This window comes from Bacillus sp. 11B20 (assembly GCF_056098985.1).
This window is the reverse complement of sequence record NZ_JBLZWZ010000001.1, coordinates 1-18,451: the sequence shown is the minus strand read 5'-3', so window position 1 is coordinate 18,451 and position 18,451 is coordinate 1. Positions and strand designations below refer to the sequence as shown.

17 protein-coding genes, 1 tRNA gene, 1 rRNA gene, 1 other RNA gene, 1 pseudogene and 1 other annotated feature are annotated in these 18,451 nt (G+C 40.3%); of the genes and pseudogenes, 6 read left to right on the top strand and 15 right to left on the bottom strand.

The features are described 5' to 3' along the window. Window positions 1–276: 276 nt before the first annotated feature. The 7 genes from ACN6NB_RS00105 to tadA all read right to left on the bottom strand — a co-directional run bounded on the left by ACN6NB_RS00105 (window position 277) and on the right by tadA (window position 4,672). Complete coding sequence (locus ACN6NB_RS00105) at window positions 277–540, bottom strand: pro-sigmaK processing inhibitor BofA family protein (RefSeq protein ID WP_034284261.1); 264 nt, start codon at window positions 538–540, stop codon at window positions 277–279. Window positions 541–606: 66 nt separating this feature from the next. Then, on the bottom strand, window positions 607–831 hold the full coding sequence (locus ACN6NB_RS00100; protein ID WP_024425764.1) for a YaaL family protein: 225 nt from the start codon (window positions 829–831) through the stop codon (window positions 607–609). Between the two features lie 18 nt (window positions 832–849). Next, complete coding sequence (gene recR / locus ACN6NB_RS00095) at window positions 850–1,446, bottom strand: recombination protein RecR (RefSeq protein WP_003218094.1); 597 nt, start codon at window positions 1,444–1,446, stop codon at window positions 850–852. Window positions 1,447–1,461: 15 nt separating this feature from the next. Next, entirely contained in the window at window positions 1,462–1,785 is a 324-nt protein-coding gene (locus ACN6NB_RS00090; RefSeq protein WP_008342011.1) for a YbaB/EbfC family nucleoid-associated protein, read from the bottom strand. 26 nt (window positions 1,786–1,811) lie between these two features. Further along, window positions 1,812–3,524, bottom strand: coding sequence for a DNA polymerase III subunit gamma/tau (gene dnaX / locus ACN6NB_RS00085; RefSeq protein WP_064498738.1), 1,713 nt, complete (start codon window positions 3,522–3,524; stop codon window positions 1,812–1,814). Window positions 3,525–3,854: 330 nt separating this feature from the next. Further along, window positions 3,855–4,119, bottom strand: an RNA gene (gene ffs / locus ACN6NB_RS00080) — signal recognition particle sRNA large type. Window positions 4,120–4,195: 76 nt separating this feature from the next. Beyond that, the gene (gene tadA, locus ACN6NB_RS00075; protein ID WP_034284264.1) at window positions 4,196–4,672 is read right to left on the bottom strand and encodes a tRNA adenosine(34) deaminase TadA; all 477 of its coding nucleotides are present in this window, start codon (window positions 4,670–4,672) and stop codon (window positions 4,196–4,198) included. A 79-nt stretch (window positions 4,673–4,751) separates the two neighbouring features. Here tadA and ACN6NB_RS00070 point away from each other — a divergent pair, with 79 nt between their 5' ends. From ACN6NB_RS00070 to ACN6NB_RS00055, 4 genes are all read left to right on the top strand, one after another. After that, window positions 4,752–5,306: a cysteine hydrolase family protein gene (locus tag ACN6NB_RS00070; RefSeq protein ID WP_039175857.1), complete on the top strand. Its 555-nt coding sequence runs from the start codon at window positions 4,752–4,754 to the stop codon at window positions 5,304–5,306. A gap of 99 nt (window positions 5,307–5,405) precedes the next feature. Next, on the top strand, window positions 5,406–6,653 hold the full coding sequence (locus ACN6NB_RS00065) for a glycoside hydrolase family 18 protein (RefSeq protein ID WP_411210666.1): 1,248 nt from the start codon (window positions 5,406–5,408) through the stop codon (window positions 6,651–6,653). Between the two features lie 85 nt (window positions 6,654–6,738). After that, window positions 6,739–7,362, top strand: coding sequence for a deoxynucleoside kinase (locus tag ACN6NB_RS00060; RefSeq protein ID WP_039175853.1), 624 nt, complete (start codon window positions 6,739–6,741; stop codon window positions 7,360–7,362). Then, a complete protein-coding gene (locus ACN6NB_RS00055) occupies window positions 7,359–8,018 on the top strand; it encodes a deoxynucleoside kinase (RefSeq protein ID WP_039175851.1) in 660 nt (219 codons plus the stop codon). Before ACN6NB_RS00060 ends, ACN6NB_RS00055 begins: the two co-directional genes overlap by 4 nt. 89 nt (window positions 8,019–8,107) lie before the next feature. Here the strand turns inward: ACN6NB_RS00055 and ACN6NB_RS00050 are convergent. The 5 genes and pseudogenes from ACN6NB_RS00050 to pdxS all read right to left on the bottom strand — a co-directional run bounded on the left by ACN6NB_RS00050 (window position 8,108) and on the right by pdxS (window position 12,548). Beyond that, window positions 8,108–8,200: transfer RNA gene (locus ACN6NB_RS00050), tRNA-Ser, on the bottom strand. A gap of 326 nt (window positions 8,201–8,526) precedes the next feature. Then, window positions 8,527–8,862 (bottom strand): annotated as a pseudogene (locus tag ACN6NB_RS00045) (methyl-accepting chemotaxis protein); the annotation flags it as partial. Between the two features lie 596 nt (window positions 8,863–9,458). Next, a complete protein-coding gene (gene serS / locus ACN6NB_RS00040) occupies window positions 9,459–10,733 on the bottom strand; it encodes a serine--tRNA ligase (protein WP_039175845.1) in 1,275 nt (424 codons plus the stop codon). Window positions 10,734–10,782: 49 nt separating this feature from the next. Further along, window positions 10,783–10,999, bottom strand: a binding site (T-box leader). A 53-nt stretch (window positions 11,000–11,052) separates the two neighbouring features. Further along, window positions 11,053–11,643, bottom strand: a complete 591-nt coding sequence (gene pdxT / locus ACN6NB_RS00035; protein WP_474253173.1) for a pyridoxal 5'-phosphate synthase glutaminase subunit PdxT — start codon at window positions 11,641–11,643, stop codon at window positions 11,053–11,055. 20 nt (window positions 11,644–11,663) lie between these two features. Beyond that, complete coding sequence (gene pdxS / locus ACN6NB_RS00030; protein WP_039175840.1) at window positions 11,664–12,548, bottom strand: pyridoxal 5'-phosphate synthase lyase subunit PdxS; 885 nt, start codon at window positions 12,546–12,548, stop codon at window positions 11,664–11,666. A 246-nt stretch (window positions 12,549–12,794) separates the two neighbouring features. On the opposite strand from pdxS, the gene pdxR reads away from it, so the two are divergent. Further along, complete coding sequence (gene pdxR, locus ACN6NB_RS00025; protein WP_039175838.1) at window positions 12,795–14,273, top strand: MocR-like pyridoxine biosynthesis transcription factor PdxR; 1,479 nt, start codon at window positions 12,795–12,797, stop codon at window positions 14,271–14,273. Between the two features lie 43 nt (window positions 14,274–14,316). Here pdxR and ACN6NB_RS00020 read toward each other — a convergent pair whose 3' ends face one another. Beyond that, a complete protein-coding gene (locus ACN6NB_RS00020) occupies window positions 14,317–15,642 on the bottom strand; it encodes a D-alanyl-D-alanine carboxypeptidase family protein (protein WP_039175836.1) in 1,326 nt (441 codons plus the stop codon). Between the two features lie 160 nt (window positions 15,643–15,802). Further along, a complete protein-coding gene (gene guaB, locus ACN6NB_RS00015) occupies window positions 15,803–17,269 on the bottom strand; it encodes an IMP dehydrogenase (protein WP_024426749.1) in 1,467 nt (488 codons plus the stop codon). A gap of 121 nt (window positions 17,270–17,390) precedes the next feature. Here guaB and ACN6NB_RS00010 point away from each other — a divergent pair, with 121 nt between their 5' ends. Next, complete coding sequence (locus ACN6NB_RS00010; protein WP_039175832.1) at window positions 17,391–18,359, top strand: YaaC family protein; 969 nt, start codon at window positions 17,391–17,393, stop codon at window positions 18,357–18,359. A gap of 11 nt (window positions 18,360–18,370) precedes the next feature. On the opposite strand, the gene rrf is transcribed toward ACN6NB_RS00010, so the two are convergent. Beyond that, window positions 18,371–18,451: ribosomal RNA gene (rrf, locus tag ACN6NB_RS00005) — 5S ribosomal RNA — on the bottom strand; the annotation flags it as partial.

The window sequence follows — 18,451 nt, the reverse complement described above, 5'->3', positions numbered from 1 at the left end:
AGTACAAAACCGAAGTTTTGTTTTTCGTCAGCGTTTGACTGACTACCTATGAAGTATCATAGGATTTTTTTATAAAAACTCGAATTAACAGGTACGTTTTGTCTTGTTTAGTTTTCAAAGAACTTGTTTACCGCTTCAGAAGCGACTAGAACATCTTATCACATCAAAGTTGTTAGTGTCAACAACTTTTTTGTTAGTATGTTTTTTCGTTTCTTCGTCATCAGCGACGTATACTAATTTACCATCCTACCGAATCAAAGTCAACAATATTTTTCATTAAATAATAAACTTTTCAATTACAATTAAAGCTGCTACGCCTGGAATACCCAATAAACCACTAATTCCACTCGTTACAGGATTAATAGAGACATGTAATCCTAGACTCTCGCCAAATAGGTTGAGGCAAAATAAAAAAAGAGCGCCTGCCACAAACTTCACTCCGATAAGCCCTAACCATTTGAATGGATTCGCCTGCACACCTGACATAAACAACAATAGCACAGCCAGCAAAATTGACCCAATCACAATAACAGGTTCCATAATCCTCTCATCCCCTCTTCATATGAATAGTACAAGCATATGAGAAGATTATGTACAATAGACCTGCTATTTCCAGTTGTTTAGACGTAAATTCCTCTTTTTCGCTTCTCTCAGATAGAAAAAGTACTTCGCTTGAGCAAGCTTTAATTCGAATAGAATGTCCGGTGAAGGCTCAACGCTATTTGCGACAAGCTTTTTTTGTCTGTTCCATTCTTCTTTTTGCTTAAAAAGCTGTTGAATTAATTTCTCATCGAATTCTTTTCGAATTGATTTTCTGCGAAGAAAACCCATGTACCGTACTTCTCCTTCCTACATCTCACGTCTGCCTTCTAGAGCCTTAGACAGTGTGACTTCATCCGCATACTCTAAATCTCCGCCTACTGGAAGTCCGTGAGCAATGCGAGAGAGTTTAATTCCTGATGGTTTTAACAATCTGGAGATATACATGGCTGTTGCTTCTCCTTCAATGTTTGGATTGGTTGCAAGGATCACCTCTGTCACTTGATCGTCTTGCAGTCTTTTTAATAGGTCAGGAATTTTAATATCCTCTGGACCAATTCCGTCCATTGGCGAAATGGCACCATGAAGCACATGATATAAGCCGTTGTATTCTTTCATTTTTTCCATTGCGATTACATCTTTTGGATCCTGCACTACACAGATAACAGATTGATCTCTTCTTGTATCTTCACAAATATAGCAAGGATCTTGGTCTGTAATATGACCGCATACAGAACAATAAGTTAAATTACGCTTTGCATTTACAAGCGCCTTCGCAAAATCTAGTACGACATCTTCCTGCATACTAAGAACAAAAAAAGCCAGACGGACCGCAGTTTTTGGTCCGATTCCTGGCAATTTCATAAAGCTGTCAATCAGCTTTGATATTGGTTCAGGATATTGCATCTTCAGTTATTCCTCCTAGAATAAACCTGGCATGTTCATTCCTTTTGTGAATTGACCCATCGTTTCATTCGTTAGCTCATCGACTTTTTTCAATGCATCGTTTGTCGCAGCAAGAACAAGATCTTGAAGCATATCGATATCTTCTGGATCAACAACTTCTTCATTAATTGCTACATCAACGACTTCTTTTTGTCCATTTACTTTTACAGTGACCATACCGCCACCAGCTGTACCTTCAAGAACTTTTTCTGCAAGCTCTTCTTGAGCCTTTGCCATATCCTTTTGCATTTTTTGCATTTGTTTCATCATTTTTTGCATATTTCCCATTCCACCGCGCATATGAACACCACTCTCTTTCATTTTTATTAATCTTTAATTTCAATTAAATCGGTTCCTACTAATTTCTTTGCTTCCGCAATCAATGGATCCTCTTCAGTAGAAGTTCCCTGACCATCTGCTTGTTCATCCGGCTGATGATCTCTTAAAAATTCTTCTCTTATTTTACCCCATTGAGCGTCAGGAACGCCAACTAATTCCACTCTTTTTCCTAACATAGACTCTAGCAGTTGTTCAAGATTGGTTCGAACACCGCTTTTATCTTCAGCAACCATTTTACAATGTATTTCAAACTTGAATTTTAAAACAAAGGCATGCGAAGCAGCCGCAACTGGCTCACTGTCCGTTAATAACGCAGCGTGAGACACTTTATTCTGCTGTTTCAACTGGGCAAGGAGCTCTCCCCATTTGCCTTTGATTTTTTCTAACTCAGGCCGTTTCGCTTCTTTTAGAATCTCATGAATTCGGCCGACAGGAGCACGATAGCCATTTTTGTTACTCGTTTGTGGTCGAGGCGCTTCCTTTTTTTCTTGAGGGCTATGAGATGGAGACATTGGTACCCCTTCGGCTCTTAGCCTTGAGAGTTCCTGTTCCAGCCTGTTTATTTTATCTGTTAGCGCCGTTAAATCAGCGTCAGCATGACCTTGTGTCAATCCTGCTGTTGACTGACACAGCTTTACAACCGCTACCTCAAAGAAAATCCTAGGATGATTTGTCCATTTCATTTCTTGGTGGCTTTTATTCAGGACTTCAATTGTTTCATACAGAAACTGAGGTGTCACACGATCTGACAGTGCCACGAAACTTTCGTCGACCTTTACCTTTTCAAGGACACCCTCGAGATCTGGTGCCGTTTTATAAAGCAGCATATCTCTAAAGTAAAAAATCATATCCTCTATTAATTTAGCAGCATCTTTCCCCTGCTGAAGCAATTCATTTAATGTATCTAACGCTGTGGCAATATTTTGATCAAAAATTGCTTCAGCAAGCTGACTAATGAAATGCTGAGATACAGCACCTGTAATGAGCAGCGCATCATCAATTGTCAATTGTTCACCACTAAATGAGATCGCTTGATCTAAGAGACTTAGTGCATCACGCATACCGCCATCAGCTGCACTAGCAATAATCTCGAGCGAGCCCTCCTGTACGTTTAGGCCTTCTGCATCTACAATTTTCTCCATTCTTCCAACAATATCTTTGGTCGTGATTCGTTTAAAATCAAATCGCTGACAACGAGATATGATGGTAAGAGGAATCTTATGAGGCTCTGTGGTAGCCAAAATAAAGATACAATGAGCAGGCGGTTCTTCCAGCGTTTTAAGGAGGGCATTAAATGCACCGATAGAGAGCATATGTACTTCGTCTATAATATAAACCTTATATGTAACCGCCGAAGGAGCAAATTTCACTTTATCACGTATATCTCGGATTTCATCTACCCCGTTATTCGAGGCAGCATCTATTTCAATCACGTCTGAAATTGAACCATTTGTAATTCCTTTACAGGCATCACATTCATTACACGGCTCACTAACAGGTGACTTTTCACAGTTCACTGCCTTTGCAAAGATTTTGGCAGCACTTGTTTTACCTGTTCCTCTAGGACCTGAAAATAAGTAAGCATGAGAAAACTTTTTCTGCAAAAGGGCATTTTGCAACGTTTTTGTGATGTGTTCTTGTCCAACAACATCCTCAAAAACTTGAGGTCTGAACACTCGATATAAAGCTTGATAACTCACAAATACGCCCTCCTCCATTTATCATCCTTTTCATTATACATGATGCACCGATCAATTCAAAAGCACACCTTTATTTTCTAATATGCCAAAAAGATGATTTCAATTATAGAGTTTCTACTTTTCATGCATTAAAAACGTATTTTCTAGCTTTGTGAAAAGACCTGAAACCCCAAAAAGAACACCAGTTCCTGTTACAATTAGTGAAAAAAACAAATGGCGCCAAAAAGACTTTTTATCTGTTTGTATAACTAAAGCAGTTGAGCTATCCTTTGAACAGCAACAAAAAACTCACCTAGATAAACTAGATGAGTTACATTTAATATTGATTTACCGTGCACCTTCTGTCGATTCGCTACCCCAAGCGTTACTTAAACAGTTAGCTCGGCCCAGGCAACCCTGCGGCACATGAGAGGTTTCACTTAATGCTGCTTCCTTCCGGACCTGACATGGTTCATGAATTCCCATTGCGCAGGACCCAGACGTCAACACCACTTATTTAAGGCAGACCTTGAAGTAAACGAACCTCGAGAAGGGATTCGGCCTCGCTAGAGCGGATTGCGAGTACAGGGCACCGCTACCTCCCCGCTTAGCACGGCAAAATGAATATTAAATTGTTAGTGACGCAGACATAAGTATACCTTCTTATAGCTCAAATTGCAAACGACATCCATTCATTTACTTTTGGCTTGTTTCTTTCGCTGACGGAGGTTTCGGAAGAACTGACTTAACAGCTCACCACACTCATTTTCAAGTACACCACCGATGACCTCAGACTGATGATTAAACCGTTCATCATCCAATAAATTCATTAAAGTACCTGCACATCCACCTTTTGGATCGTATGCACCAAAAACAACCTTTTTCACTCTAGAAAGAACAATAGCACCTGCACACATTGGGCATGGTTCAAGCGTAACGTAAAGAACAGCATCTTCTAAACGCCAGCTCCCTGTCGCTTTACATGCTTCATCAATAGCAAGTAATTCTGCATGTGCAATTGAACGCTGCTCACTTTCCCTTAAATTATGAGCCCGGCTCACGATTTGGTCATCAACAACTATGATGGCACCAATCGGCACTTCTCCTATTTGTTCTGCTTTTAAGGCTTCGGAAATGGCTTCTTGCATAAACTGTTCATCTTTCGTCATGGCACGGCTCTCTTTTCATGTTTTTTAAAAGGAAATTGAGGTTAACATATTATCACAATCTTTTAAAGGGGGTCTTAATTTGTCAAAGCACCAAAAGGCGCTGCTTATTATCGATATGATTAATAATTTTGATTTTGAAATGGGACATGTGCTTGCAGAAAAAACAGAGCAAATGACCAATAAAATTTTAGCTCTTAAAGAACATGCTTTCAAGGAAAATTGGCCAATCATTTATATCAACGATCACTACGGACTTTGGAAGGCTGATATCCAAGCTGTTCTGGAAACATGCAAAAACGAAAGAAGCGCTCCTATTTTAGAGAAAATGACACCATCTAAAGATAATTACTTCTTAATTAAACCTAAGCATTCTGCCTTCTACGGTACTGCACTAGAGACACTCTTAAATGAATTAGGTGTTGAGGACATTATTCTAACTGGAATTGCCGGGAACATATGCGTTTTGTTCACTGCAAATGACGCGTACATGCGAGAATACAATCTAATTGTACCTAAAGATTGTATCGCTTCAAACGACGACAGGGATAACGACTACGCTTTAACGATGATGGAGAACGTCCTTCTAGCAAAAATCACCACCGCTAAGGAAATCACGAATGAAAATCAAACATGATTTAGCCATAACCCTCATAAATTGTTAGCAATAACAAAGGGGGCGTTGACTATTCAAATTTATGTTGTCAAAAGAGGAGATACTTTAAACGATATTGCCATGCGTTTTAAAACAACAGTCAATGAAATCATCCGTACTAACGAAATCGAAACACCAAATCAACTCGTCATTGGACAAACAATTGTCATTCCAATTAGAGGTCAATTTTATGAGGTCAAACAAAATGACACACTATATCAAATTGGTAGACGGTTTCAAATCTCAGTGGAAGAGTTGGCACGTGTGAACAGAATTCGACCTGAAGCGATACTACCTATTCGCTTCTTGCTCTATATTCCACAAAGACCGAAAAGGAACATTAATTCCAATGCTTATATTGAACCACGTGGAAATCAAGTCAGTGAAAACTTAAAGCAGGCAGCCAGAGAGGCCTCCCCATACTTAACCCATTTAGACGTCTTTAGTTTTCAAGCACAAAGAGATGGGACGCTACGAGAATCACCTTTAGACCAACTACCCCAGATTGCCGCTCAGAACAGAACTGTATTAACCATGGTGGTGACGAATCTAGAGAATGAAAAATTCAGTGATGAACTTGGCCGTATTCTTTTAACTAATCAATCTGTCAAAACGGCATTTTTAAATGAAATTGTTCGTGTTGCCAAGAAGTATCAATTCAAGGAAATCCATTTTGATTTTGAATATTTACGCCCTGTTGATAAAGATGCTTATATTCAATTTTTAAGAGAGGCAACAGCTCGTTTCCATCAAGAAGGATGGACAATATCTGTTGCACTTGCACCAAAAACAAGTAGTCAGCAAAAGGGCAAATGGTATGAAGCCCATGACTATGAAGCGATCGGTAAGATCGTCGATCATGTTGTGTTGATGACCTATGAATGGGGATACAGCGGCGGCCCTGCACAAGCTGTCTCTCCAATTGGACCTGTCCGCCAAGTCATTGAATATGCACTAACTGTCATACCAGCCAATAAAATTGTAATGGGACAGAATTTATATGGCTATGATTGGACACTTCCTTTCGTCCAGGGCGGCCCGATCGCCAAAGCCGTCAGTCCTCAACAAGCAATTGCACTTGCTAGACAGCACAATGTCTCTATCCTATACGACGAAACAGCACAAGCACCTCATTTTCGTTATACAGATGCCAATAACAAAGATCATGAAGTCTGGTTCGAAGACGCTAGGTCGATTCAAGCAAAATTCAACCTCATTAAAGAGCTAAATTTGAACGGAATCGCTTATTGGAAATTAGGTCTATCTTTCCCACAAAATTGGCTCTTATTATCAGATCAATTTAATATTGAAAAAAGAACGACATCGTAATCCATTCACTCTATCTATTAGAAGGGGTATGGTACAATATACATTGGTTTGACAACTTTAACTTTATAGATAGAGGAGAACGCCTATGTATCCTGCCCCTTTTATTGCAGTGGAAGGCCCAATTGGAGCCGGAAAAACAACTTTGGCTACAATGCTTGCAAAGGAATTTCAATTTCCTTTAGTAAAAGAGATTGTAGAAGAAAATCCATTCTTAGATAAATTTTATGAAGATATGGAACAATGGAGCTTTCAGCTTGAGATGTTCTTTTTATGCAATCGGTTCAAACAGTTAGAATTAATTGAAGAAAACTATGTGAATAAACAGCAGCCGGTTGTCACTGATTATCATGTCTATAAAAATATGATATTTGCAGAAAGAACATTATCAAAAAAGCACATGGATAAATACAGAAAGATCTATCACCTGCTAACAGATGATCTTCCTAAACCAAATGCCATGATCTATATAAAAGCCAGCCTTCCAACCTTACTTGAAAGAATACAGATGAGAGGACGCTCTTTTGAAGAAGACATTGACCCAGCTTATTTAAAAACACTCATTGAAGATTATGAGCTGGCCATTGAACATTTAAAACAGACTGAGCCAGGGCTTCCTATCATTACAATTGAAGGAGATCATACAGACTTCGTTTCCTCACAGCAAGATTACCAGCAAATTGTACAGAACATAAAGGAGCAAGTGCTATGAACAAGATCGAAATACCAAAGGACGCAGTCATCACAATTGCCGGGACTGTTGGTGTCGGCAAATCCACTATGACCAAAACAATAGCAGACAAGCTAGGGTTTCAAACGTCTCTTGAAAAAGTAGATGATAACCCATATTTAGAGCCTTTTTATTCAGATTTCCAAAGATGGAGCTTCCACTTACAGGTCTATTTCCTGGCTGAGCGTTTTAAGGAGCAAAAGCGGATTTTTGAATCTGGCGGAGGATATGTACAAGATCGTTCCATTTATGAGGACACTGGCATTTTTGCAAAAATGCATGCGGACAAAGGTACGATGTCTGAGGTCGATTATGAAACATATACAAGCCTATTTGAGGCGATGGTGATGACACCTTACTTCCCTCACCCTGATGTCCTCATCTATCTGCACGGAGATTTAGATCATATTTTACATCGTATTGAAGAACGCGGCAGAGAAATGGAAACTCAAACTGACCGGGCTTATTGGGAAGAAATGTACACTCGATACACAGAGTGGATCGAACAATTTGATTTATGCCCAGTGATTAAAATTAATATTGAAGATTACGACCTACTTCATGATGAAAGTTCACTTGATCCCATTCTTCATGAAATAGCTTCTGTTATTCAAAAAAATCGCTCTAAAACAAAATAAAAAAAACCGCTGCATTCGCGAAATGCAGCGGTTTGACAATTTCCAATTTTTATGCTTGCGTTTAATTCAACTAAGGTAAAAAATCAATATGGCGGAGGAAGAGGGATTCGAACCCCCGCGGGCTTTGACACCCCTGTCGGTTTTCAAGACCGATCCCTTCAGCCGGACTTGGGTATTCCTCCGTATCGACAAGAATTAATATACCATATCATTTTATTTGAAGTCAACATCTTTTCGAAAAAAAATTTCAATTTGTGATTTCGGCATGATATTTGCCTATAAAAAAGCAGCCATTGATGGCTGCTCCAGATTGTTGACAAAGGGCTAAAATGATTTTGATTTTAGCCCTTTGTCTTCTTTTCAGCGTGATAGAAAACCTTTGCAGTCTAGGAAGGGCGAGCACCGGAGCGGAGCGAATTTGACATTCGTGAGCACCGAAGCGCAGACCTGACACCGAATGCGAGGGTTTGTCTACACGCTGAAGCAGCCATTGATGGCTGCTCTTGATCTATTTCGTATCCTGTCTCATTTCTTCAATAAACTGATTCATCTCTACTTTAAACTCATTTAATGATTCAATAATCTTCGTAAAGTCTGTCACTTGTTCGGCTTGTTCATTTGTTGAGCTGCTGATTTGTGAGATGTTTTCAGACAAAGTGCCAATGCTGTCTTGGATTTCTTTTAAAAATGTATTAATGGTTTCAGCCGCTTCCTTCGAGCCATCTGATAATTTACGCACTTCATCAGCCACGACAGCGAACCCTTTTCCATTCTCACCTGCTCTTGCGGCTTCAATTGCAGCATTTAAACCTAGCAGATTTGTTTGTCTAGCAATCCCGCCAATGGTTTTGACGACTTCTTCAATATTCGCAGATTTCTCTTCTGCTCTTCCTGCCTGTTCGCTTATTTCTAAACTTGTGGCAGCCAGCTCTTGTGAATGTGCAGCAATTTGCTCAATTCCACCTTGGAGTTCTTTCGCTACTTTATTGATTTGCTCCATATAACCGCTTAATTTTTTTTCACGATGATATGTAAATGCCACTAAAAAAGAGCCAATTACTTTTCTATCTTCATCAAAAATCGGGTAACCTTTTACAGCAACTTCATAACCATATAGTGATTCTGGTAAGTAACCGTCATATTCTTGTCCTCTTAATGTCGTCGCCACATTTTGGTCTTCTGGGTTCAATGGGTCCCCAACTTTCATACCAAAATCTATTGTGTTAGACGGGTAATAACAAAGTACCTTCTCTGTATCCGTGATACCGAAAAGAATACTTTCATCTAGTACCTTTCTAAGTAATTGAGCCATTTCAACATAATAGTCAAGCCTATTCAAGATTATTCCTTCTTTCCTAGAAGCTTTTACTCTTTTTATCGGCTAAATTCAGGAAAACTGTAGGACTTTTGGTAAAAAGAATAAGATGCCTTGGCGGCATCTTATTTCATCACTTCTTTATTTCCCATGTAAGGACGCAGCACTTCAGGAATGATTACTGTTCCATCCTCTTGTTGATAGTTTTCTAAAATAGCCGCTACGGTTCTTCCTACCGCTAATCCAGATCCATTTAATGTGTGGACATGTTCTGGCTTCGCTTTAGGCTCCGGACGGAAACGAATGTTTGCGCGTCTTGCTTGGAATGCTTCGAAGTTACTGCAAGAAGAAATTTCACGGTACGTATTCTGGCTCGGAATCCATACTTCTATATCGTATTTCTTTGCAGCTGTGAAGCCTAAATCTCCCGTACACATGCTCATGACACGGTATGGCAGGTTCAATAGCTGAAGAACTTTTTCTGCTTGATTTGTTAATTTCTCTAATTCTTCATAAGAATCTTCTGGTCTGACAAATTTCACGAGCTCTACTTTGTTAAATTGATGCTGACGGATGAGTCCTCGTGTATCTCTGCCGGCAGATCCAGCTTCTGATCTAAAGCAAGCACTGAATGCTGCATAGTTGATTGGCAGCTGTTCACCATCGAGAATTTCGTCACGATGCATGTTGGTAATCGGGACTTCGGCTGTTGGAATGAGGAAGTAATCTTCTTCGCGAATTTTAAAGGCATCCTCTTCGAATTTTGGAAGCTGACCAGTTCCTGTCATGCTCGCTCTGTTGACCATATAAGGTGGAAGCACTTCAGTAAAACCAAACTCATCCACATGTAAATCAAGCATAAAATTATACAATGCGCGCTCTAAGCGTGCGCCAAGTCCTTTATAAAAAACGAAACGGCTTCCTGTCACTTTTCCTGCACGTTCAAAATCAAGGATGTTGAGCTCATCAGCTACGTCCCAATGTGGTTTTGGTTCAAATGAGAAGGCTGGCTGTTCGCCCCATTTTCTCACTTCCACGTTGTCGTCTTCTGTTTCACCAACTGGTACAGAGTCATGAGGGATATTTGGAATTGAGAACAGGATGTGCTGCAGGCTTTCTTCTACTGTTCTTAGCTCATCATCCAGCTTCTTGATCTCATCTCCTACCTCTCGCATTTCTTGAATAATGTGATCGGCGTCTTTCTTTTCTCTTTTTAGAACGGCTACTTGTTGTGATACTTCATTTCTTCGGCTCTTTAATTCTTCTGTTTTCCCGATTAATTCTCTTCTTTTTTGATCTAGCTCACCAAACTTATCAAAATCCGCTAAATCTTCGCCTCGGTGTGCTAATTTTTCTTTGATTTGATCAAAGTCCGTGCGCAGTTGTTTAATATCCAGCATGTATAACACTCCTTTTTTTATCGAAAAATAAAAAGAGCCCTCATCCCATGAAAGGGACGAGAGCTCTCGCGTTGCCACCCTGATTGAAAACATGCAGAAGCATGCTTCCCTCTTTCCTCTGTAACGGTATCACCGTAAATGCTTACTTCTCTTGTTTCAGCATTTCGCTCAAGGATGGATTCAGAATGCATCTTTCACCGATTCTCACCAACCATCGGCTCTCTGAGAAAGAGGGGCTTCTTACTATTTCCCGTCAACGCTTTTTCGATCTTTGATTGTGTTTTTAATGTACTATAAGTTTTATCTCTTTTCAACCGTTTTATACAGCAAGCTTCTTTTTGTAGGACTTCACCATATCAACAAACAACTGCGTTAACCGGTGATCGTCTGTCAGCTCTGGATGAAAAGAGCAGCCTAGGAGATTGTTTTCTTTCGCCATCACAATCCTGCCATCATATTCGGCCATGATTTCTACGCTATCATCTGCGCTGATGATATGAGGCGCACGGATGAACACCCCTGTAAACGGCGCATCCAGTCCTTTTACTTCTAAATCTGCTTCAAAGCTGTCTACCTGTCTGCCAAAAGAGTTCCGTGCAACAGATACATTTAACAATCCAAGATGAGCATCTTCTCGATCTTCGACATGCTTTGCCAGCATAATCAACCCGGCACATGTACCGAAAATCGGTTTCCCTTGAGCAGCGAACGCTTTGATCGGATCAATGAATTGGTACGTATCCATGAGTCTTCTCATCGTCGTACTTTCTCCACCAGGGATAATCAAACCGTCAACGGATTCTAGCTCTTCTACTCGTTTGATGATCTTTCCTTCTGCTCCGCAGGCTTCAATTGATTGAATATGCTCTCTCACCGCTCCTTGAAGCCCTAGTACACCAATTGTCAGCATGTTCGTTTGCGCTCCCTTAATTACCAGCCACGCTCTTGCATACGTTCTTCTGGCAGTAGATTTGAAATTTCAATTCCTTTCATAGCTGTTCCAAGCTCTTTTGAAAGTTCTGCAATGAGACGGTAATCAGTGTAATGAGTTGTTGCTTCAACAATCGCTTTGGCGAATTTAGCCGGATTGTCTGATTTGAAGATACCAGATCCGACAAATACACCATCTGCTCCAAGCTGCATCATTAACGCTGCATCTGCTGGTGTTGCAACGCCTCCAGCTGCAAAGTTCACAACTGGCAGCTTGCCATCTCTTTTGATTTGCAGCAATAATTCATAAGGCGCGCCAAGGTTCTTGGCTTCTGTCATCAGTTCATCTTCACTCATGGCTGATACTTTACGAATCTGAGCATTGACCTTTCTCATATGACGAACAGCTTCTACAATGTTGCCTGTCCCTGGCTCTCCTTTTGTACGAAGCATAGAAGCGCCTTCTGCGATACGGCGGGTTGCCTCACCTAAGTCGCGGCATCCACAGACAAAAGGTACTGTGTATTCATTTTTATTTAAATGGAATTCTTCATCTGCGGGCGTCAGCACTTCACTCTCATCGATATAATCAACACCAAGTGCTTCAAGAACACGAGCCTCGACGATGTGGCCGATACGTGCTTTTGCCATGACTGGAATCGTTACGGCATTTTGTACTTCCTCTACGATTCTTGGGTCTGCCATACGGGCAACACCGCCTGCTGCACGGATATCAGCTGGTACTCGTTCTAGTGCCATGACTGCCACCGCACCTGCTTCTTCTGCAATTTTTGCCTGCTCCGCATTGACGACATCCATAATGACGCCACCCTTTTGCATTTCTGCCATTCCACGTTTCACTCGTTCAGTTCCCTTATTGCTCACAATAGTTTCCTCCCATTTGTCTATTCGATTCATTCAACATCTTTATCATACAAGCGAGAAAGTATAACAATAAAGAGAATAGTATAACAATTCAAACAGCCGATAAAAAAGAATAAACCCTTGTATATAAAGGGTTTCAAGCTAAAAACATGTCATTTTCTCTTTCAAGTGTGATTTACATGCTATAATGCAACTATAACAATTAAAATTCATGTATAACAATGTTGCATTATATGGAGGGGTTTCATGCATATTGATATCCATCGACACTCTGATACATCTCTTTCAAATCAAATTTACTTTTCAATCATTGACCACATTCAATCAGGTTTGCTTCAGCAAGGAGAAAAGCTGCCAACTGTACGTGATTTAGCTAAGCAGCTCAATGTGAGTCTTGTCACGGCAGCAAAGGCATACACCCGATTAAAGGACGACGGATATTTAAAGACGGTGCAAGGTAAAGGAACATTTGTGGATGAGCAGCAAGAGCAGGCAGAGATTCCGGTTCCATCATCTACTTCTTTCGATTGGCAGTTGTCGATTCCAGATTATTTACCACGGTCTCAATTCGCTCAGTATCACTATGTCGAAGAAGCCATTAACCTTTCTTCCTCTATGATCGATCCAGGGCTTTTGCCCAACCGGTATTTAGAAAAAGAGATGCAGCATGTACTAGCCAGGCATCCCCAAATCATGTCGAAGTATGGTGAGATACAAGGTGACCTTCAGCTGCGACAAGTCATTCAATCATTTTTAGAAAAGTTGGATGTGCCGTCTACACCTGAAAATATCCTAGTAACAAGTGGTTCTCAGCAAGGGCTTGATTTGGTGGCACGTACGTTTATTGGGCCGGATGATGTGGTGGTCATGGAAGCACCGACATACCCCGGAGCCATTGATGTCTTTATGGGCAGAGGAGCAAGAATCATTACTGTCCCTGTCGATCATGAAGGGATGAACATGAAACAGCTTCAAAGCATTTGTGATAAATATAAACCGAAACTCATCTATACGATTCCTACTTTCCACAGTCCAACAGGGGCCAGTATGTCGATGAAGCGTAGAAAACAGCTTCTCTTACTGGCTCAAAGCATTGATTGTCTCATTGTAGAAGATGACCCTTATCGTGAGCTTTATTTTGAAAAGAAGCCGCCAGCACCTATTAAAAGCTTGGATCATGATGGACACGTCATTTATTTACGAGGATTAAGTAAAACACTGGCGCCAGGATGCAGAATCGGGATTATCACAGCCTCAGGCTCGATATTTAACCGTTTATTAGCTGCAAAGGCCAATAATGACTTAGGCAGCCCTCTCCTCACACAAAAGGCCATATTGCCGTTTCTGACATCGAAGAAAATGATTGATCATACGAAGAAGCTAAGAACCGCCTTGAAAGTGAGACGCGATTTGATGATGGATGTGTTAACGAAACACGCACCGAAAGATGTAACGTGGCAAATTCCACAGGGCGGGCTCAATTTATGGCTTAGCTTTCCTTCCTGGGTCGATACACGAGCACTGTTGCATGAGGCACGTAAGCAGCAAATCACCTTTCTGCCTGGCTCTGTCTGCTACCCTGGTGAGCCGAAGCAGAATTATATCCGCCTCAGCTTTTCCTATGTGAATGAAAAAGCACTGACCGAAGGCGTGGAAAAGTTATGTGATATTTTTCAGCAAGCTTTATCCACTCCTCAAAATCAGAAGCAATCGCTCTTCTTTTAACGATAAAAAAACTGCTCTCATGTATAGAGAGCAGTTTTTTTTATTAGAACCAACCTTTTACTGTGTCAACGATTCCGCCCCAAATGCCAGCGAAGAATCCACCTACACCGCGCATTGCTAGGATGAACCAGTTTGCTTTTTCATCGCCTGTTTTCGTCACAAGCTCAACACCAGATTGGTCTTTATTTAAATAGCCGTAGTCCTTCTCATCACCAGAATAAGAAGTCGTCAGCATGCCAACCTTCGTTCCTTTTTTAATAGGAGCTTCTAGGTTCTTTTTCTCGATATTTACTTTTGCTTTATAGCTCTTTTCGTCACCATTTTTTACTGGCACAGAAAATGCTTCTTTCGTCACAACAGGTACTTCTTTATCTTTGCCTTTATCAACTGCGATGTTTTCATGTCCTTTGATTTGTTGACCTTTTTTGTACATTTCTTTCATCGTGAAGTTTTTAAACGCATAGTCGAACAGTTTTTTCGCCACGTCGAAACGTGCTGTATGAAGATTACCTTTTGCATTTAGGATGACGGCAATGACGCGCATGTCACCTTGTTTTGCCGTACCTGTGAAGCTAGAACCGGCTGAATCTGTTGATCCTGTTTTCAGACCGTCTACACCTTTATATTCCTTCACAAGTCCTTTAAGCATGAAGTTCCAGTTAGGCATGTCCATTTCATCGTCAGTGCCTTCTCTGAACTTCGTTTTCGCAATACTTGCTGTTTCAAGAATTTCTGGATGGTCTTTGATGAGATGCTGTGCAAGCAATGCCATATCTTTTGCCGATACTTCACTTTCTTCATCAGGACCTGTACCTTTTGGCTGTTGCCCATGTAAGTCTTTATTTTCAAGACCAGTTGCATTCACGAATTTGTAGTTTGTTAAACCAAGTTCTTTTGCTTTTGCGTTCATTTTTTCAACAAACTTCGATTCTGATCCAGCGATCACTTCTGCTAAACCGATCGCTGCTGCATTTGCCGAATAAATAGCCGTTGCTTGATAAAGTTCTTTTACTGTATACGAACCATCTTTTCTCAAAGGAACGTTAGATAAACTGCGGTCCTGAGAAATTTCGTATACATAATCATCTGGCGTATACTTTTGATCCCATTTCACTTTACCTTCAGCAATCGCCTCTAGTAATAGATACTCGGTCATCATTTTTGCCATACTTGCAATAGGCAGTCTTTGATCTGCGTTTTTACTATAAAGAATTTTACCTGTAGAAGCTTCAATAAGGATCGCTGCTTTCGCATTCACACTGAATGGATCTTCAGCAGCCTTTGCTTTGGACATTGGTGTAAATGCTGTAACAATCAATGCCAATGCAAGGATAGAGACCATAAGCTGTTTCAACATCTTGCTGTTCAATCGTCATACCTCCGTATTCATCTTTTTTCGACGTTTTTCATATATATGTAATCCACAAGGGCTTATTTCAACACAACAGTATAAATTTTATCACAATAAAGACAAAAAAAATAGACAGAGTCATAGACCCTGTCAAATGTAATTTGATTGTCACAATTTATCAAGAAATTGTGTAGTTTGGTGATTCTTTCGTAATTTGTACATCATGTGGATGACTCTCACGAAGTCCTGCACCTGTCATACGAATAAACTGTGCTTCTTCTCTAAGAGTGCGTAAATCCTGTGTTCCACAATAGCCCATACCAGAACGGATACCACCAACTAGTTGATACACTGTATCAACGACTGGCCCTTTGTATGGTGTACGACCTTCGATTCCTTCAGGAACGAATTTTTTATTATCTTCTTGGAAGTAACGATCTTTACTTCCTTTTTCCATTGCAGCAACAGAACCCATACCACGATAAACTTTGAAGCGTCTACCTTGGAAAATTTCTGTTTCTCCTGGGCTTTCAGATGTACCAGCTAGAAGGCTTCCCAGCATAACAGCATGTCCGCCAGATGCTAGTGCTTTCACGATATCACCTGAATATTTAATTCCACCATCTGCAATAATAGCTTTACCATGTTTTCTTGCTTCTGTTGCACAGTCATAGATCGCTGTGATTTGTGGTACACCAACACCTGCAACAACACGTGTTGTACAAATAGATCCTGGTCCGATACCGACTTTCACAATATCTGCTCCTGCTTCAAACAATGCTTTTGTTGCTTCAGCCGTTGCAACATTACCAGCAATGATGTTAAGAGAAGGATACGTTTCACGGATTTTCGATACAGTGTTTAGAACACCTTGAGAATGACCGTGTGCTGTATCAATGACAATAACATCCACATTGGCTTCGACTAATTTTTTCACACGTGTCATTGTATCGCCAGTGACACCAACAGCGGCACCAACAATTAAACGGCCATGTGCATCTTTAGAGGAGTTAGGGAATTCAATCACTTTTTCAATATCTTTGATTGTGATAAGACCTTTTAACGTTCCTTCGTCATCTAAAAGAGGTAATTTTTCAATCTTGTATTGCTGTAGGATTTTTTCAGCTTCTTCTAACGTTGTACCAACAGAAGCTGTCACAAGTTCCTCTTTTGTCATCACGTCGCTAATCTTCATTGAATAATCCGAAATAAAACGAAGGTCACGGTTCGTAATAATACCAACAAGCTTTTGGTCTTGTTCGTTGTTGACAATCGGCACACCTGAAATACGGTATTTACCCATTAAATGCTCTGCATCAAATACTTGATGCTCTGGTGTTAAGAAGAATGGATTTGTAATAACGCCGCGCTCTGAACGTTTTACTTTATCCACCTGTTCTGCTTGCTGTTCAATGGACATGTTCTTATGAATAATACCAAGACCACCTTGACGTGCCATTGCAATCGCCATTTGTGATTCCGTCACTGTATCCATTCCAGCACTGATAATTGGAATGTTTAGCTTTAATGTACTTGTTAGCTCCACTGATAAATCGACATCACGCGGAAGTACTTCAGACTTTGCTGGAACAAGCAAAACATCGTCAAACGTCAAACCTTCTTTTGAAAATTTACTTTCCCACATTAGTAAATCCCCCTCTTTTCGGCAAAATATTATATGTAGATTATCAACTAGCAAACAGCATGTCAAGGAAGCAACAAACAGTTGCAATTTTTAGAAAATATAAAGAGAGTTGAGGAAGAAGATGAAAAGTTCAGGATGGAAGGATTTAAAACGTTTTTACTCGCTAGAAACTTCCCAAAAGTTTCTATTTCAACAATATGAGAAACGGAACATTCCAGATGCAAATCAGCAAGCCTATAAAAACTGTGAACGATTTATTTACTTTCTAAAACATGGCCATACGTTTTATGAACAGGCTGCGAATGCACCTTTAGAACTTAAACCCATTTTATTGTTTTATGGAATGGCACAGCTATTAAAAGCATGTTTGCTGACAGTTGATCCCCATTATCCTTCTCAAACCTCTGTTTTAGCCCATGGCGTAACATCGAGAAAGAGAAAGAAACAGCATTACCGCTTTAGCGAAGATGAAGTGAAAATCCAAAGAAACGGGCTATGTATGCATGTGTTAAAGCATCTATTTCATTTAAAGGGTCTTGAAGATGAGCGATTTACAATGATCCATCTCCTGTCCAAAATACCTGAAATGAGTCATATTCTTGAGTTTCAAAAGCAGCCCGCGACATTAGTTAAAGTGGAAAAGGCGAATGGAATGATGATTCAAGATCATATTCCATTACTTTATAACATGTCTGCTGAACGCTTTATTGAATACTTTGAGTTCCATACAAGCTGGAAACTCAAACAGAGAGAGGCTAAGAAATTGACGTTTGATGTATTTCTTGAAGAAAACCCAGCACTCGCTACTCATCTTCATTATGATTTAGAAATGGATCAATGGTTTATACCGTCAACACGAGATGCTTTTCTAGGGATTCCTGAGATCATCAGCCATTACTTATTGATGTATAACCTTAGTATGATTGCCCGCTACGAAACAGAATGGTGGTACGAGCTGCTGTCTCAATACATTAGCGACGATTACGTCATGATTGAACGCTACATGGAGATTGCAGAAGAGAAGTTCCCAGCTTACATCATGATGCTGTTAGAAGAAAAAACAAAAAAGACCAGTTCCAAATGGAACTGATCCTGATAGAAGCTTGGCGGCGTCCTACTCTCACAGGGGGAAACCCCCAACTACCATCGGCGCTGAAGAGCTTAACTTCCGTGTTCGGTATG

Coding starts and splice junctions, on each gene's coding strand:
- guaB (WP_024426749.1), bottom strand. CDS start 17,269: ATGTGGGAAAGTAAATTTTCAAAAGAAGGTTTGACGTTTGACGATGTT.
- recR (WP_003218094.1), bottom strand. CDS start 1,446: ATGCAATATCCTGAACCAATATCAAAGCTGATTGACAGCTTTATGAAA.
- ACN6NB_RS00055 (WP_039175851.1), top strand. CDS start 7,359: ATGAACAAGATCGAAATACCAAAGGACGCAGTCATCACAATTGCCGGG.
- ACN6NB_RS00060 (WP_039175853.1), top strand. CDS start 6,739: ATGTATCCTGCCCCTTTTATTGCAGTGGAAGGCCCAATTGGAGCCGGA.
- serS (WP_039175845.1), bottom strand. CDS start 10,733: ATGCTGGATATTAAACAACTGCGCACGGACTTTGATCAAATCAAAGAA.
- ACN6NB_RS00010 (WP_039175832.1), top strand. CDS start 17,391: ATGAAAAGTTCAGGATGGAAGGATTTAAAACGTTTTTACTCGCTAGAA.
- pdxT (WP_474253173.1), bottom strand. CDS start 11,643: ATGCTGACAATTGGTGTACTAGGGCTTCAAGGAGCGGTGAGAGAGCAT.
- ACN6NB_RS00090 (WP_008342011.1), bottom strand. CDS start 1,785: ATGCGCGGTGGAATGGGAAATATGCAAAAAATGATGAAACAAATGCAA.
- ACN6NB_RS00065 (WP_411210666.1), top strand. CDS start 5,406: ATGCGTTTTAAAACAACAGTCAATGAAATCATCCGTACTAACGAAATC.
- tadA (WP_034284264.1), bottom strand. CDS start 4,672: ATGACGAAAGATGAACAGTTTATGCAAGAAGCCATTTCCGAAGCCTTA.
- ACN6NB_RS00105 (WP_034284261.1), bottom strand. CDS start 540: ATGGAACCTGTTATTGTGATTGGGTCAATTTTGCTGGCTGTGCTATTG.
- pdxR (WP_039175838.1), top strand. CDS start 12,795: ATGCATATTGATATCCATCGACACTCTGATACATCTCTTTCAAATCAA.
- ACN6NB_RS00100 (WP_024425764.1), bottom strand. CDS start 831: ATGGGTTTTCTTCGCAGAAAATCAATTCGAAAAGAATTCGATGAGAAA.